The 15,350-nt window shown below is 60.9% G+C and carries 14 protein-coding genes; 7 read left to right on the plus strand and 7 right to left on the minus strand.

The window, feature by feature from the left end; translation table 11 throughout:
- Window positions 1-44 precede the first annotated feature (44 nt).
- Window positions 45-782, minus strand: coding sequence for an SURF1 family protein (locus tag L0U79_RS00880; RefSeq protein WP_233839994.1), 738 nt, complete (start codon window positions 780-782; stop codon window positions 45-47).
- 59 nt (window positions 783-841) lie between these two features.
- On the opposite strand from L0U79_RS00880, the gene L0U79_RS00885 reads away from it, so the two are divergent.
- Window positions 842-1,057: a twin transmembrane helix small protein gene (locus L0U79_RS00885; protein ID WP_233839995.1), complete on the plus strand. Its 216-nt coding sequence runs from the start codon at window positions 842-844 to the stop codon at window positions 1,055-1,057.
- A gap of 99 nt (window positions 1,058-1,156) precedes the next feature.
- Here L0U79_RS00885 and L0U79_RS00890 read toward each other — a convergent pair whose 3' ends face one another.
- From L0U79_RS00890 to L0U79_RS00910, 5 genes are read right to left on the minus strand one after another with little or no spacing between them, the layout of a single operon-like run.
- Window positions 1,157-2,044, minus strand: a complete 888-nt coding sequence (locus tag L0U79_RS00890; protein WP_233839996.1) for a cytochrome c oxidase subunit 3 — start codon at window positions 2,042-2,044, stop codon at window positions 1,157-1,159.
- Between the two features lie 44 nt (window positions 2,045-2,088).
- Entirely contained in the window at window positions 2,089-2,271 is a 183-nt protein-coding gene (locus tag L0U79_RS00895; RefSeq protein ID WP_233839997.1) for a hypothetical protein, read from the minus strand.
- 4 nt (window positions 2,272-2,275) lie between these two features.
- Entirely contained in the window at window positions 2,276-3,892 is a 1,617-nt protein-coding gene (gene ctaD / locus L0U79_RS00900) for a cytochrome c oxidase subunit I (protein ID WP_233839998.1), read from the minus strand.
- A 59-nt stretch (window positions 3,893-3,951) separates the two neighbouring features.
- Window positions 3,952-4,917 (minus strand): cytochrome c oxidase subunit II, encoded by a 966-nt coding sequence (gene coxB / locus L0U79_RS00905; RefSeq protein WP_233839999.1) that lies wholly within the window; start codon window positions 4,915-4,917, stop codon window positions 3,952-3,954.
- Window positions 4,918-4,936: 19 nt separating this feature from the next.
- Window positions 4,937-5,380, minus strand: coding sequence for a DUF2244 domain-containing protein (locus L0U79_RS00910; protein ID WP_233840110.1), 444 nt, complete (start codon window positions 5,378-5,380; stop codon window positions 4,937-4,939).
- Between the two features lie 372 nt (window positions 5,381-5,752).
- Between L0U79_RS00910 and putA the strand changes: the two genes are divergently transcribed.
- From putA to L0U79_RS00925, 3 genes are all read left to right on the plus strand, one after another.
- Window positions 5,753-8,956 carry a bifunctional proline dehydrogenase/L-glutamate gamma-semialdehyde dehydrogenase PutA gene (putA, locus tag L0U79_RS00915; protein ID WP_233840000.1) on the plus strand — a complete coding sequence of 1,068 codons (3,204 nt, stop codon included), beginning with the start codon at window positions 5,753-5,755 and terminating at the stop codon, window positions 8,954-8,956.
- A 262-nt stretch (window positions 8,957-9,218) separates the two neighbouring features.
- Window positions 9,219-9,920 (plus strand): TlpA disulfide reductase family protein, encoded by a 702-nt coding sequence (locus L0U79_RS00920; RefSeq protein ID WP_233840001.1) that lies wholly within the window; start codon window positions 9,219-9,221, stop codon window positions 9,918-9,920.
- Window positions 9,921-10,039: 119 nt separating this feature from the next.
- A complete protein-coding gene (locus L0U79_RS00925; protein WP_233840002.1) occupies window positions 10,040-11,119 on the plus strand; it encodes an AraC family transcriptional regulator in 1,080 nt (359 codons plus the stop codon).
- 40 nt (window positions 11,120-11,159) lie between these two features.
- Here L0U79_RS00925 and L0U79_RS00930 read toward each other — a convergent pair whose 3' ends face one another.
- The gene (locus L0U79_RS00930; RefSeq protein WP_233840003.1) at window positions 11,160-11,540 is read right to left on the minus strand and encodes a helix-turn-helix domain-containing protein; all 381 of its coding nucleotides are present in this window, start codon (window positions 11,538-11,540) and stop codon (window positions 11,160-11,162) included.
- A 101-nt stretch (window positions 11,541-11,641) separates the two neighbouring features.
- Between L0U79_RS00930 and L0U79_RS00935 the strand changes: the two genes are divergently transcribed.
- The 3 genes from L0U79_RS00935 to L0U79_RS00945 all read left to right on the plus strand — a co-directional run bounded on the left by L0U79_RS00935 (window position 11,642) and on the right by L0U79_RS00945 (window position 15,346).
- Window positions 11,642-12,388 carry a glucose 1-dehydrogenase gene (locus L0U79_RS00935; protein ID WP_233840004.1) on the plus strand — a complete coding sequence of 249 codons (747 nt, stop codon included), beginning with the start codon at window positions 11,642-11,644 and terminating at the stop codon, window positions 12,386-12,388.
- 556 nt (window positions 12,389-12,944) lie between these two features.
- The gene (locus L0U79_RS00940; RefSeq protein ID WP_233840005.1) at window positions 12,945-14,180 is read left to right on the plus strand and encodes a parallel beta-helix domain-containing protein; all 1,236 of its coding nucleotides are present in this window, start codon (window positions 12,945-12,947) and stop codon (window positions 14,178-14,180) included.
- Window positions 14,181-14,191: 11 nt separating this feature from the next.
- Window positions 14,192-15,346, plus strand: coding sequence for an SO2930 family diheme c-type cytochrome (locus L0U79_RS00945; protein ID WP_233840006.1), 1,155 nt, complete (start codon window positions 14,192-14,194; stop codon window positions 15,344-15,346).
- Window positions 15,347-15,350: the final 4 nt, after the last annotated feature.

Here is a 15,350-nt window from a genome sequence, read left to right on the forward strand (position 1 = left end):
CGGATTCGAATTTTTCTCTTGCGGAGAAGCAACGTGTAAGTCGATTAGCCATCGCTCGTGCTGCGCCGCTTTTTGCGATGCAGGAACAGGAAAATCGCCACGGCGGCGATGGCGAACGTAAACCATTGAAACGCGTAAGCACGATGTCGCGCGGGCGGCATCGACGAAAGATCGAGCGTATGCACGCGCAGGTAAATCGCAGACGGATCTTTGTCCAGCGACAACATGCGCGGATAAAGCGCCGTGTGAAGATCGTCGGCTACTTGATGAAGGTCCAAGTAAATCGACGTTTTCGGCCACTGCGTTTGTCGCGCCAACGCATTGCCGCCCATCTCCAATCCTGTGCCAGGCGATGGTTGATACAAACCTTCCAACGTTTGCGCATCGCTGGGCAACGGCGGCAATTGCGGCGGCGTATCGGTGCCATTGCCCGGCAAAAAACCGAGATCGACAAGCAAGAGCTTTTGCTGATGCGCCGGAAGGAAGGGAACGAACACTTCCACGCCGCCAAGACTGTCGTGTCGCGGATTATCCAAGAGGTACACGCGATCGGTCAGATAATGCCCCTGCACACGCACGCGCGGATACGCATCGACGGGGGGCTGGTCGGCCACCGCATCGAACGGTTGCAGGGGCGCGCCGGCCGCTGCGGCATACCGCCGCAGAAGTTCGTCTTTGAAGTCCGCGCGATGCAATTGCCAGACGCCAAGACGCGCAAAAACAAGCACGCCGAGCGCTGTCAGCAGCACCGACCACCACGCTGGCCGACGCATGAAGGTCACGCGTTTACTCCGCGGTGCGTCGCTATACTGGCGATGTCGAGCCTGCTTGGGATTCTCACGTGGAAACCATCTACAAAGTCGCGTTGGTGATCATGTTCCTGGTGGTGATTTTCAATCTCGGCCAGGCACTGTATTTCATGATGACCGACAAAGACGGCAGCAAACGCACCGCATGGGCGCTCACCCGCCGCATCAGCTTTTCCCTGTTGCTGATCGCCATGGTGATCATCGGTATCCGGATGGGTTGGATCCACCCGCACGGTGTGGGCCAGTAATTGTAGCCGGGTGCCTCGATCGGCACGCGACGCTGCGACGTTCCGGCACAAAAAAAGCCCGCCTTCCGGCGGGCTTTTTCGTACCTCTGGCGATACCGCTCAGAGGATATAGACGAACATAAACAGGCCCAGCCAGACCACGTCCACAAAGTGCCAGTACCAGGCCACGGCTTCGAAGCCGAAGTGGTGGTCCTTGCTGAAGTGACCGGCCAGCACGCGCAGCCAGATGATCGCCAGCATGATGGTTCCCAGCGTCACGTGCAGGCCGTGGAAGCCGGTGAGCATGAAGAAGGTGCAGCCATACACGCCGGAGCCGAGCGTGAGGTTCAGTTCCTTATAGGCCTCCATGTATTCGTGGGCCTGGCAATACAGGAACGAAGCGCCCAGCAACACGGTGAAGCCCAAAAACGCCAGCACCTTGCCGCGATGACCGGCCTTCAACGCGTGATGCGCGATCGTCACCGTGACGCTGGAGCTGAGCAGGATCAGCGTATTGATCAGCGGCAAACCCCACGGCGCGATGGTCTGGAAGTTACCGCCCACATGGCCCGGGCCATTGCCGCCGCCCGCGCCCCACGCCGCCGCGTAATCGCTCCACAGGAACTGGTGCGTGAGCACGCCATGACCTTCGCCACCCAACCACGGCACCGAGAACATGCGGATGTAGAACAGCGCGCCGAAGAACGCCGCGAAGAACATCACCTCGGAGAAGATGAACCACATCATGCCCATGCGGAACGAGCGATCCACCTGGCTGTTGTAGCTGCCCGCCATCGATTCATGGATAACCGAGCGGAACCATCCGAAGAACATGCATAGAACGCCGACGAAGCCGATCAACAGCATCGTCTTGCCGAAGCCGCTTTCGCCCGGCTCGGCGTTAAGCCAATGCGCCGCTCCGAAGACGGTGAGGAACATGACCACCGCGGCCACGATCGGCCACTGGCTCTTGCTCGGTACGTAGTAGATGTCGTGCTGCTGACCCATGGTGTGCTTCCCGTAGCGGTTCCTGATGACCTACGTGCCCGGCTTTACTGCATGAGTGAATCGATTTGGTGCTGATGAACCTGTGGATGATGCTGAAGCCAAATCATCTGCGCGATCGAGAACACGAACACGCCGAAGGCGACGATGCCGATGATCGTGGCGGTGCGTCGCGCACGACGCAGCCGCTGCTCTTGTCCCGTTTCGAGCGCGCGATGATCGAGCTTCATGCGATCAATCCTCGACGTGACCGTGAGCCAGTTCTTCGTCGTGAATCACCGGCGCGATGGTGAAGCTGTGGTGCGGCGGCGGCGAGGACAACGTCCACTCCAACCCGCGCGCGCCTTCCCACACACGATCGGTGGCTTTCTTCTTGGAGAACCACACGCAGTGGATAACCACGCCCAAGAAGATCAACTGCGAAGCGCCAAACAGGAAGCCGCCGATCGAGCTGATCATGTTGAAGTTGGCGAAGGCCACGTTGTAATCCGGAATACGGCGCGGCATGCCGGCCAATCCCAGAAAGTGCTGCGGGAAGAACAACACGTTCACCCACACCACCGAATTCCAGAAATGCACCTTGCCCCAGAATTCGCTGTACATATTGCCGGTCCACTTCGGGATCCAGTAATACGTCGCCGCGATGATGGCGAAGATCGCACCCGTCACCAGCACGTAATGGAAGTGCGCCACCACGAAGTAGGTGTCGTGATATTGGAAGTCCGCCGGCACCAGCGCGAGCATCAGGCCGGAGAAACCGCCGATGGTGAAGAGAATCACGAACGCCACCGCGAAAAGCATCGGCGTTTCGAACGTCATCGAGCCGCCCCACATCGTGGCGACCCAGTTGAACACCTTCACGCCGGTCGGCACCGCGATCAGCATCGTCGCGTACATAAAGAAGATTTCCGCGCCGAGCGGCAAGCCCACCGCAAACATGTGGTGCGCCCACACGATGAACGACAGGAACGCAATCGACGCGATGGCGAACACCATCGCCTTGTAGCCGAAGATCGGCTTGCGCGCGAAGGTGGGAATGATCTCCGAGATGATCCCGAACGCGGGCAGGATCATGATGTACACCTCGGGATGACCGAAGAACCAGAACACGTGCTGGAACAGCACCGGATCACCGCCGCCGGCGGCGTCGAAGAAGTGCGTGTTGAAGTACTTGTCGGTGAGCAGCATCGTCACCGCGCCCGCCAACACCGGCATCACCGCGATCAGCAGGAACGCCGTGATCAGCCAGCTCCACACGAACACCGGCATCTTCAACAGATCCATGCCCGGCGCGCGCATATTGAGAATGGTGGCGATGATGTTGATCGCGCCCATGATGGAGCTGATACCCATCAAGTGCACCGCGAACACCACGTACGCGGTCGACGCGCTCTGCAGCGACAGCGGTGGGTACATTGTCCAACCGCCGGCGGGACCGCCGCCCGGCAGGAACAGCGTGGACAGCATCAGCGCGAAGGCGAACGGCAGAATCCAGAACGAAAGATTGTTCATGCGCGGCAACGCCATGTCCGGCGCACCGACCATCATCGGAATCATCCAGTTGCCCAGGCCTACGAAGGCCGGCATCACGGCGCCGAAGATCATGACCAGCGCATGCATCGTGGTCATTTCGTTGAAGAAGTACGGCTGCACCAGCTGCAGGCCCGGCTTGAACAACTCCGCGCGAATGATCATCGCGAAGCTGCCGCCGATAAAGAACATCAGCAATGAAAAAACCAGATACAGCGTGCCGATGTCCTTGTGGTTGGTGGACATCACCCACCGCTGGAAGAAATTCTGATGCTCGTGATGCTCGTCGTGATGATCATCGTGGGTGGCTGCGTGGGCCATGGCCGAAAACCTCTACCTCAATGAATGCGTTGGCGTGAACTGCAAGTGCAGCCGAGTGATCAACCTTGATTGTTGTGCGCGGGCGAAACCTGCGCGGTCGTTTGCGCAGGCGTCGCGGTCGTCGCCGCCGGCGCGGGCGCGGCCGGCTTCTGCTGATCGGCCAGCCACTTGGCGAAGTCTTCCTTCGACACGGCTTTGACCACGATCGGCATGAAGCCGTGATCCTGGCCGCACAGCTCGGCGCACTGGCCGCGATACACACCCGGCACCTTGATGTTGGTCCACGTGGCGTTGATCACGCCCGGAATCGCATCCATCTTCCAGCCCAGCGCGGGCACGAACCACGAATGGATCACGTCGTCGGCCGTGATCACGAAACGAATCTTGGTATCGACCGGCACCACCAGCACGTGATCGACGTTCAGCAGGTACGTGTTCTCGTCGCCCACCTTCACCGCATACGGATCGAGGCCCGAGTTCAACTGGCGCGTGGCGTTGCTTTGATCGTCCAACCGCGACATGAAACCGACATGGCTGATCGGCTTGCCGAGGTAATCGACATAGTCGTAGCGCCACTTCCACTGATAACCGGTGACTTTCACCGTCATCTGCGAACCGGTGGTGTCGGAGAACTGCTTCAGCCCATCGGTGGCGAGCCACGCCAAGCTGATCAGGATGATGACGGGGATGGTGGTCCAGATAATTTCGATCACCGTGTTGTGCGACCACTTCTCCGGCACCGCGCCGCGCGATTTGCGGAAGCGGAACATCGCGATGAACATCGCGCCGAATACGAGAATGCCGATCACCACGCACACGCCCAACGCGACATTGTTGAGGTCGTAGGGAACATGCGAATACGTCGTCACGCCGGGCGTGAGATTCAACTGCCCAGGCTGCGGATTGGCCAGAACGGAATTGCCGAACAGGCTGAGGGCCCCTACCCCCAACGTCGCGATGACATGCTTGAAGTGCCTAAAACCCTTGAACCGGATGTCGTGCTTTCCGATGCCGCCAGCTGTCATGTTTGCACCTTTGTTGAACCTACCTGTGCTTTGCCTGTGCCTGCACATCGGCCAGCAACGCCCTGAGTTTCCGGAATAGCTCGGCGCGCTCCTCCTCTGTGAGGAAAGCCCCAACCTCCAGCTTGCGTCCATGCGACGACAACAACAATCGGTAACGCCCCTCCCCTGACTCCAGCAGCACGCGCACCCAATAGGATTGGAACCGCGTGCAGCGGCGACCTGGCAGGGTTTGCACCTCCAGCGACGCCGTGTCGAGGGTGATGCGTTCGCTGCGGTCGCCGGCCCGCCACGCCACGCTCAACGCGATGGCCAGGGCGGTAGCCTCGATCAGGGCGAACAACGGGGCGAACACGTCGCCCTGCCACGCTCCCAGACCTGCCGTTATCAACGCCAGCGCAGCCAACACCAGGATCAAGCGACGAAGACCGCGTCGGCTGAGCACGCGATTGGGCCGAAGCCACAACGTCACGTACGGCAGGCCGCCGAGGGCTGGTCGAAGCACGATCATGGAAGTCCGGCGTGCCTGGAACGTTCCGATCATAGGCCGCGCCGTCACAGCGGGCAAGGATGGGTGCAGCGTCTTGCAAGGCCGGCGGGACGCTTGAAAACGCGCGCGAATGCCTGCCTGCGCAGCGTGGAATCTTTCACGGGAATACGCGCGGTTCCCGCTGCGACATTTTGTAGCAACGGGCGCAGACCGAGCAGCCTCGGCTGTCACACCCGTGCAACCGGAGGGGGAACCCCGTCCCGGACCCGCGGATTTTCCTTATTCCTTCTATACGGATGCGCCCGGTCACAGCCCCCCGTACAATTTGCAATTCCCCATCGTCCGGCCATGCGCCACGCCATCGTGACCCAACCGATTCTCACCTCCGAACTGCCCACCGCCATCGAGCCCGCCCGCGCGCGCATCACCGCCGCCTGGCTGCGCGACGAAACCGAGGCCGTCAACGATCTGCTCGCCCAAGCCACGCTGCCGCCGGTCGAACGCGAAAAAGTGATCGATCTCGCCGCCGATCTGGTGACGCGCGTGCGTGCCCGCGTGAAAGATCAGAGCGCGGTCGAATCCTTTATGCGCCAGTACGACCTTTCCAGCGAGGAAGGCGTGTTGCTGATGTGCGTCGCCGAAGCGTTGTTGCGCATTCCCGACAAAGCCACCGCCGATAAACTGATTCGCGACAAACTCGGCGATGCGAACTGGAAGAAGCATCTCGGCCAAAGCGAATCGCTGTTCGTCAACGCCTCCACGTGGGGCTTGATGCTCACCGGCAAGCTGGTGAATCTCGCCGAAGAAACGCGCCACGATTTCACTGGAGCATTGCGCCGCCTGGTCGGTCGCGCGGGCGAGCCGGCGATTCGCTTGGCCGTGCGTCAGGCGATGCGCATCATGGGCCATCAATTCGTGATGGGCCAGACCATTGGCGAAGCGCTGGATCGCTGCGCGAAACCCGAGTACGCGGTGTATCGCTACTCCTACGACATGCTCGGTGAATCCGCGCTCACCGCGGAAACGGCCGAGCGCTACCAGCAGGATTACCGCAACGCCATCGCCGCCATCGGTTCGCGCGGTCCGTTCGCGAACCACACGGATGCGCCGTCGATCTCGGTCAAACTTTCCGCGCTGCATCCGCGTTACGAATTGATGAACCGCGAACGCGCGCGCCGCGATCTCACCGCGAAATTGCTGGAACTGTCGCAACTGGCGATGAAGCAAGGCATCGCGCTCTCGGTCGACGCCGAAGAGGCCGACCGTCTGGAACTTTCACTGGACATCATCGGCGATGTGTTCGCGCATCCGTCGCTGCAAGGCTGGAACGGCTTAGGCATCGTGGTGCAGGCGTACTCCAAGCGCACGCCGTTTGTGATCGATTGGCTGATCGAAACCGCGCGCGCCACGGGTCGCCGCTGGTACGTGCGCCTGGTGAAGGGCGCGTACTGGGACGCCGAGGTGAAACGCGCGCAGGAACTTGGCCTGTCCGGTTATCCGCTCTACACACGCAAGCCGAACACCGACGTGTCGTATCTCGCCTGTGCGCACAAGTTGTTCGATGCGGGCAGCGATTTGATCTATCCGCAATTCGCCACGCACAACGCGCACACCATCGCCGCCGTGCATCACGTTTCGCGCGGACGTCCGTTCGAATTCCAGCGCCTGCACGGCATGGGCACGGATTTGTACGCCGAAGTGATCGGCAAAGAGAACCTCAACGTGCCGTGCCGCGTGTATGCGCCGGTGGGTACGCACGAAGATCTGCTGCCTTACCTGGTGCGTCGTTTGCTGGAGAACGGCGCCAACACCAGCTTCGTCAATCGCGTGGTGGACGAAACACTGCCGGTGCGCGATCTCGTGGCCGATCCCTGCGAAACGGTGCGCCGCTTCGCTTCCATTTCGCATCCGCGCATTCCTCTGCCGGTCAATCTCTTCGGTGACACTTCTGCGCTCGCGCAGAACTCCAATTTTGTATCCAGGAAGAATTCTATGGGCGTTAATTTCTCCAACGACAACGAACTGAAGGCTCTCGCCGAGGCGGTCAACGCCAAGTCCGGTCCGTGGACCGCGACGCCGCTGGTGCCGGGCGCGCAAAGCAACGGCCCCACGGTGCAGGTCACCAATCCGGCCGATCGCCGCCAAGTGGTGGGCAGCTACGTCAGCGCGGATGCCGCGCTTGTCGACAAGGCGCTCGCCAACGGCGTCGCCGCCCAACCGAATTGGGATCGTCTGCCGGCCGCCAGCCGCGCCGCGATTCTTGAACACGCTGCGGAATTGCTCGAAGCGCGCCGTGGCGAATTTATCGCGCTGTGCGTGCGCGAAGCCGGCAAGAGCCTGCCCGATTCGATCGCCGAAATTCGCGAAGCGGCCGACTTCCTGCGTTACTACGCCGCCATGGCGCGTCGCTTGTTCGGCCATCCGGAGCAACTGCCCGGTCCGACTGGCGAGAGCAATCAGTTGTTCCTCAACGGTCGCGGCGTGTTCGTGTGCATCAGCCCATGGAACTTCCCGTTGGCGATTTTCCTGGGCCAGGTTTCCGCCGCGCTCGCCGCCGGCAACAGCGTGATCGCCAAGCCTGCGGAACAAACCAGCCTGATCGGTTACGTCGCCGTGCAGTTGCTGCACGAAGCGGGCGTGCCGACCGATGTGCTGCAGTATCTTCCGGGCGATGGCGCCGTCGTGGGCGCAGCGCTCACCAAAGATCCGCGCGTTTCAGGCGTCGCATTTACCGGCTCCACCGAAACCGCGTGGGCGATCAATCGCACGCTCGCCGCGCGCAATGCGCCGATCGCCGCGCTGATCGCTGAAACGGGCGGCCAGAACGCAATGATCGCCGACTCTTCCGCATTGCCGGAGCAGGTGGTCAAAGATGTGATCGCCTCCGCGTTCCAATCTGCCGGCCAGCGTTGCTCCGCCGCGCGCGTGCTATTCGTGCAGGAAGACATCGCGGACAAAGTCGTCGGCATGCTCGCCGGCGCGATGGGTGAATTGAAGGTCGGCGATCCCGGGCAGCTTTCCACCGACGTGGGCCCGGTGATCGACAACGACGCGCTGAAGATCCTCACCGATCACGCCGCGCGCATGGACAAGGAAGCCAAGAAAGTCGCCGAAGCCAAGCTCGATCCGGCCGCCACGTCGAACGGTACGTTCTTCGCGCCGCGCGCTTACGAAATTTTGTCGCTCGGTGTGCTTCAACGCGAAATCTTCGGCCCCGTGCTGCATGTGATCCGCTGGAACGGCAACGATCTCCCGAAGGTGATCGATGCGATCAACGCCACCGGTTACGGTCTCACGCTCGGCGTGCACAGCCGCATCGACGACACCGTGGAATACATCCGCAGCCATGCGCGCGTCGGCAACTGCTACGTCAACCGCAACCAGATCGGCGCGGTGGTCGGCGTGCAGCCGTTCGGCGGCGAAAGCCTGTCCGGCACCGGCCCGAAGGCGGGTGGTCCGCACTATCTGCTGCGTTTCGCGGGCGAGCGCACGCTTACCATCAACACCACGGCGGCGGGCGGCAATGCGTCGCTGCTGACGATCGGCGAGTAACCTCGCGCTACTCCCTCTCCCCTTTGGGGAGAGGGCTGGGGTGAGGGGCCACCCTCGCGCCGACGCTCGCGAACCTACGCGAAATCATTCGGTAGAAACCCTCACAAGCATGCTAATTGCGGCAAGCCCGGCCCCTCAGCCCAACCCTCTCCCCGAAGGGGAGAGGGCGTTGAGCGCGCGGCGTTGTATGGATTCTCGCGACACATCGGGAAAAAGCGCCAGGCAATACATTTCGCTGTTTGCTTGCGCGTTGGTTCTTCTGATGCTCGCGTTGCCCGCGACTGCGTTGTCGCAAAACAATTCCGAAGCAAGCTTTTTCAACGCGCTGCAATTGGGTTCTTCGCAGCACGTTCGTTATCTCGATGCGAACGGCAAACCGCTGGATTACAGCGATTTCGCGCAACAACTGCAGCAACGCCGCACCTACAGCATGACGCGCGACCGCCACGCCGGCCTCGCCGTGCTGCGTCTGCGTCCGGCCGGCGCGCATGCCGGTGAGCCAGGACGCTTTGCGTTCGGACGCGGCGATACGTTTCCGCCATTTGAATTGCCATCGCTGCACGGCGACATGCAGCGTTTGGAAAATTTCGGCGGCCGCTACACGCTGGTGAGTTTCTTCTTCGCCGAATGCGCGCCGTGCATGGCCGAGGTTCCCACGCTCAACGCTTACGCTGCCCAACACGGCGAGATGAACTTTGTCGCCGTCACGTTCGAAGATGCGTCCCGCGCGCAGCAATTCATCGCCGCACACGGCTTGACGTGGAATGTGCTCTATCACGGCGAATCGCTGACCGACACGCTCGGCATCGGCGTTTATCCCACCTTGATGCTGATCGATCCCGAAGGCCGCGTCGCCGGGGCGGCGGTCGGCATGACCATGAGCGACGACCCGGCCAAACGACTGAACGATCTTGGTGGCTGGATCGAGCAGTGGAAGCACGCAACGTCGCGCCCGAAGTCTTAAAGCCTGGTCGTTCTAACAAAGTCATCACGCCAACTTGTGCGGCGCGCCAACCATGCCGCCGCCACCCGTGTTAGAACGGACCTCTGCGCCGATGAGGGTCGGCCCGGGGATGGGTAGTCATGTCACAAGTGGCAATCGAAACGCAGCAGTCGCGGCGCGTGTCGTCGTCGTCGATGGAACCCGATCCGCGCGCGCAAGCCGCCGATATTCCGCCCAACGTCTTGGTGCATTTGACTGAATTCGCGGCGAGCCGGGGCATCTCCAGCGAATCGTGGTTTGCCGGTCTTGGCGTTACGCGGCAACAGATCAACGATCCCAGCGTACGCGTGTCGTATCGGCAAGCGCGCATCATCATCAGCCGCGGCTTGCGCGTACTGCGCGATCCTGCGCTGGGACTCCTAATCGGACGCAACGAAAGCATCGGCAGTTTCGGTTTGCTGGGCTTGGCGATGATGACCTCGCGCAATTTTGGCGAAGCGATGAACGTGGGTATCGAGAACCACAAAATTTGCGGCAGTTTGCTCGATGTAGATTTCGCAGCGACGGATGCGCAAACGGTTGCGGTGCAGGCATGGCCGCGCTTCGGCGAAATCGAGTTGTTGCCGTTCCTGTGCGAAGAACTGTTTTCCAGTTGCCTGGCCATCGCACGCGAATTGGTGGGCCCCAAGATCGTTCCGGTGCGCATGGAATTCACCTATCCCGCGCCCTCTTACGCCACCGAATACGCCGCCACGTTCCAATCCGAAGTGCGCTTCGGCGCGCAACACAATCGCATCGTGGTGGACGCCACGTGGCTGGCGCATCCATTGCCGGGTTACAACCCGCTGACGTCGCGACAGGCGCTGGCGCTATGTCATCAACAATTGCGCGGGACCGGCGGTTCCGACGAAATCGTCGGCTCCGTCGAACGCCTGCTGCGCAGTCGTTTGCGCGACCATCCGCGTCTTACGGAAGTCGCACGCACGCTTCATCTCAGCGAACGCTCGCTACGCCGCAAGCTCGCTGACAGCGGCCGCATCTTCCGAGAAATTCATGATCGCGTGCGCGCCGAACGCGCACTGGAACTGTTGCACGCCGGGCAACTAAGCGTGGCAGAAATCGGCATCGAGCTCGGCTTCAGCGACCCGCGCGAATTTCGTCGCGCATTCAAGCGCTGGACTGGTATGCCGCCGCAATTGGCGCGGCGAAGCATGCCTTGAAGAATGATTGGCAGATCGCGTAAATCGCTAAGCCGCGAACTCAGCCAACCTTCGCTTTCGCTGTCGACGATTTGCGTTTTGTTGCACGCATGCGACTGGCCGCCTGCATCTGGTGCGCTGTCATGATCGCCGCGACCAGGCCCGGAAACCGCTGATCGAGTTCCGCGCAGCGCGTGCTGTTGCGCATTTCCACGCCTTGTCGCTCGCTGCGGATCAATCCCGCTTCGCGTAGCGCGCGGAAGTGTTGGGAAAGCGTGGATTTGGGGATGTCGCGGTCGCTGATCTTCAGGAAGTTGGAGCACGCCGCGCCACTAGAAATGGCAAGCTCGGCGTAAATGGCGGCGCGCACGGGGTCGGAAAGGGCGTGGAGAATGCCCTCGACCGTAATATCTTCGATGGATGGGTGAACCAGGGGCCGCATGACGGTCATTTTACCGGGCCTTGATTTCTAGTTCTATAGTTCATAAGTTACGAACTACGGAATTTCAGAACCCATTCATTCCACCACCAGGACACATCCCCATGAGCAAGCTAAAAGGTAAGGTCGCCATCGTTACGGGCGCATCCAAGGGTATCGGCGCGGCTATCGCCAGGGTGCTTGGCGCCGAGGGCGCCTCGGTTGTCGTCAATTACGCGTCGAGCAAGGCGGGCGCGGATGTCGTGGTCGACGCGATCGTGAAGGCCGGCGGTAAGGCGGTCGCGGTGCGCGGCGACGTGTCCAAGGCGGCGGATGCGCAGGCGATCGTCGATGCAGCCATCAAGGAGTACGGGCGCCTCGACGTGCTGGTCAACAATTCCGGCGTGTACGAATTCGCTCCGCTCGAAGCGATCACCGAGGAGCATTACCACAAGCAGTTCAACGTCAACGTGCTGGGTCTGCTGTTGACCACGCAAGCCGCGGGCAAGCACCTGGGTGAAGGCGCCAGCGTGATCAATGTCGGTTCGCTTGTTACGCGTCTGACGCCGCCGGGTAGTGCGGTGTATACGGCGACGAAAGGCGCCGTCGATGCCATCACCGGCGTACTCGCGCAGGAACTCGGTCCGCGCAAGATTCGCGTGAACGCGTTGAATCCGGGCATGGTGGAAACGGAAGGCACACATACGGCCGGCTTTATCGATTCCGACTTCCACGCGCACGCCGTGCAGCAAACGCCGCTTGGTCGTATCGGCCAGCCGGACGATATCGCAGCGGTTGCGGTGTTCTTGGCGTCGGACGATTCGCGCTGGCTGACCGGCGAACGTTTCTATGCGGGCGGCGGGATGCGCTGATTCGCGAATGTCGGTCAAACAAACGCCCCGGCATCGCGCCGGGGCGTTTTTCTCACTGCCGTATTTTTTATTGCGTGCGTACTGTGCCGTCGCCGATACCGAGCAAGAGGCGGACGCTCTTCTTCGGAGCCGCAGACGCCACAGGCGCCTCGGAAACAACCCCGCGAACGCCGCGCTTTTTGCTGTTCCGACGGCGCAGCGATTGGACCGATTTCACCGACCGCGCCGGTCCGCGACCGCCGCCAGGACGCCGGTGTAGCCACTTATCTAGCCAGGAAGAACGCATGGGAACCTCCATCTCTATTTGATCTGGCATCAAGATAGAGGCTTAACACGTCGCCAAAAAGCGATATTCCTGCAAGCTAGACTTGAATGGAATTCAAAGTAAGCACACAGCCTGGCGCCGCGACTTAGCACGCTCTCCAGCCCACGATGCGCATCCGCACGCACACTGGCCGATTTACCCCCCATACCCGTCCCTTTCGCCCTCCCCCTCACCCCGCGCATGCCTGAAAGTGCGGGCGTATCGCCTTTACGGCGTTGGGGAGATCCAAACATGCGCCATACGTGCACGCTGATCGCCGTTGCGTTGTTGCTCACCGCGTGCGGCGGCAACCAACCCGCGCAGCAAACGCAGAACGATGCGTCGTTCGAAAGCAAACTCGAACAGCAATTGCTCGACGCCAAGCCAGGCAGCGTTATCGACATACCTGCCGGCCATTACGCGCTCAAGCGCGGCCTGAGTTTGCGCACCAACGGCGTGACGATTCGCGGCGCCGGCATGGACAAGACCGTGTTGTCGTTCAAGGGCCAGATCGTGGGTCCTGAAGGATTGCTGGTGAACGCCGACGACTTCACCGTCGAAAACCTCGCCATCGAAGACACGATGGGCGATGCGCTGAAGATCAATCAAGGCAAGAACATCACCATTCACGGCGTGCGCATCGAGTGGACCGGCGGCCCCAAGAGCACCAATGGCGCCTACGGCTTGTATCCAGTCAAGACGCAAAACGTGCTGGTGGAAGATTCCGTGGTGATCGGCGCGTCGGATGCCGGCATCTATGTGGGACAGTCGAACAACATCGTCGTCCGTCGCAATCGCGCCGAGCAGAACGTTGCCGGCATCGAGATCGAAAATTCGGTGAACGCCGATGTGTATGAAAACATCGCGACGAAAAACACCGGCGGCATTCTGGTCTTCAATATGCCGAATCTATCGCAGGCCGGTCATGCGTCGCGCGTGTTCAAGAATCATGTCTTCGCCAACAACACCGGCAATTTCGCCAAGAAAGGCGCGGCCGTCGCGAGCGTTCCGGCCGGCTCCGGCGTGGTGGTGAATTCCAACGACAAAGTGGAAATCTTCGACAACGACATTGCCGACAACCAAACCGCGAACGTCATTATCTCAAGTTATTTCTCCACCAATTATTACAATAAGCTCGGCGTCGCGGCGGACTACAACCCGTATCCGAAAGGCATCTACGTCTACGGCAACCGCTTCAAAGGCGGCGGCGATTCGCCGGACGGCCTGGAACTGAAAACGCTGAAAGCCGCCGTTTACGGCATCAACGGCAGCTTCCCCGATGTGGTGTGGGACGGCTACGCCGATCCGAAGACACAGGCCGACGGTGCTGCGCCATCCGACGATCGCATCTGCATCCAGGACAGCAACGGTGTGCTCAACGCCGACGGCCCGCACGGTTACAAAAGTCCCAGCACGGATGCGAAGCCGTTTCAATGCACGCTTCCCAAGCTGCCGGCGGTTGTGCTGAATCCGGAACCGAAAGTCTGAGAGCGTCGCGCATGTCGATAACGTTGTATCAACGCGCACTGTTGGTGTTCGCGCTACTTTTTCTCGCAGCTTGTCATCGCGGCATGGACCCTGTGTCGTTTCACGACGATGGCTATCCGGCCAAGCTAAGCGATTGGCATGTCGTGGAAGCGCGCGACGGCGTGTTGCAGTTGAACGAAGGCGTCGTTCCCTACGAACTCAACACGCCGCTGTTCACCGATTACGCGCACAAGTTGCGCACGATCTGGATGCCCAAAGGCGTATCGGCCAAGTACAACCCCACCGACACGTTCGATTTCCCGATCGGCACCATTATCAGCAAAACCTTCTTCTATCCGATTCCCAAAGGCCAAGCACGCAACGCCACCGACATCGCGCGCACTTACGACACCAATCGCGACTTCGCAGGGCAAGGCTTGAATCTCGACAACGTGCATCTGATCGAAACGCGCTTGCTGGTGCGCCGCCAAGACGGTTGGGTCGCCATCCCTTACGTCTGGAACGCCGATCAAACGGACGCCACACTCGCCCGCACCGGCGACGTGCAGGCGTTGACCCTGGTCAGCGATAACGGCGAACGCGAGAACTTCAACTACGTCGTGCCCGACCAAAGCCAATGCGTGAGTTGTCATGCACGCGACTGGACCACGCGCGTCTTGCAGCCGATCGGTCCGAAAGCACGCCACTTGAATCGCGACTACCGCTACGCCGACGGCGACGAAAACCAACTCGCGCACTTGATGCGCATCGGTTATCTCAGCGGCGCCCCGGCGCCCGCCGATGCGCCGCGCAATGCGAACTGGATGGACCCGCATGCATCGCTCGATTCGCGCGCACGCGCGTACCTCGATATCAACTGTGGGCATTGCCACAACCCGAAGGGCGCTGCGAACACCACGGGCCTGACGCTGGATATCGCGACGCCTGAAGATCGGCATATCGGCCTTTGCAAACCACCGACGGCGGCCGGTCAAGGCACTGGCGATCACATGTTCGACATCGTGCCCGGTCATCCGGACGACTCCATCATTCCGTACCGACTCAGCTCCACGGAACCGGGCACGATGATGCCTGAGATCGGACGCAGCACGATGCATCAAGAAGGCGTTGCACTGATCAAGGCGTGGATTGCGGCGCAGGCGGGAGACTGCGTCGTGCTTCATTGATTTT

It is taken from the genome of Dyella sp. 2HG41-7 (assembly GCF_021390675.1).
Classification (GTDB): domain Bacteria; phylum Pseudomonadota; class Gammaproteobacteria; order Xanthomonadales; family Rhodanobacteraceae; genus Dyella_B.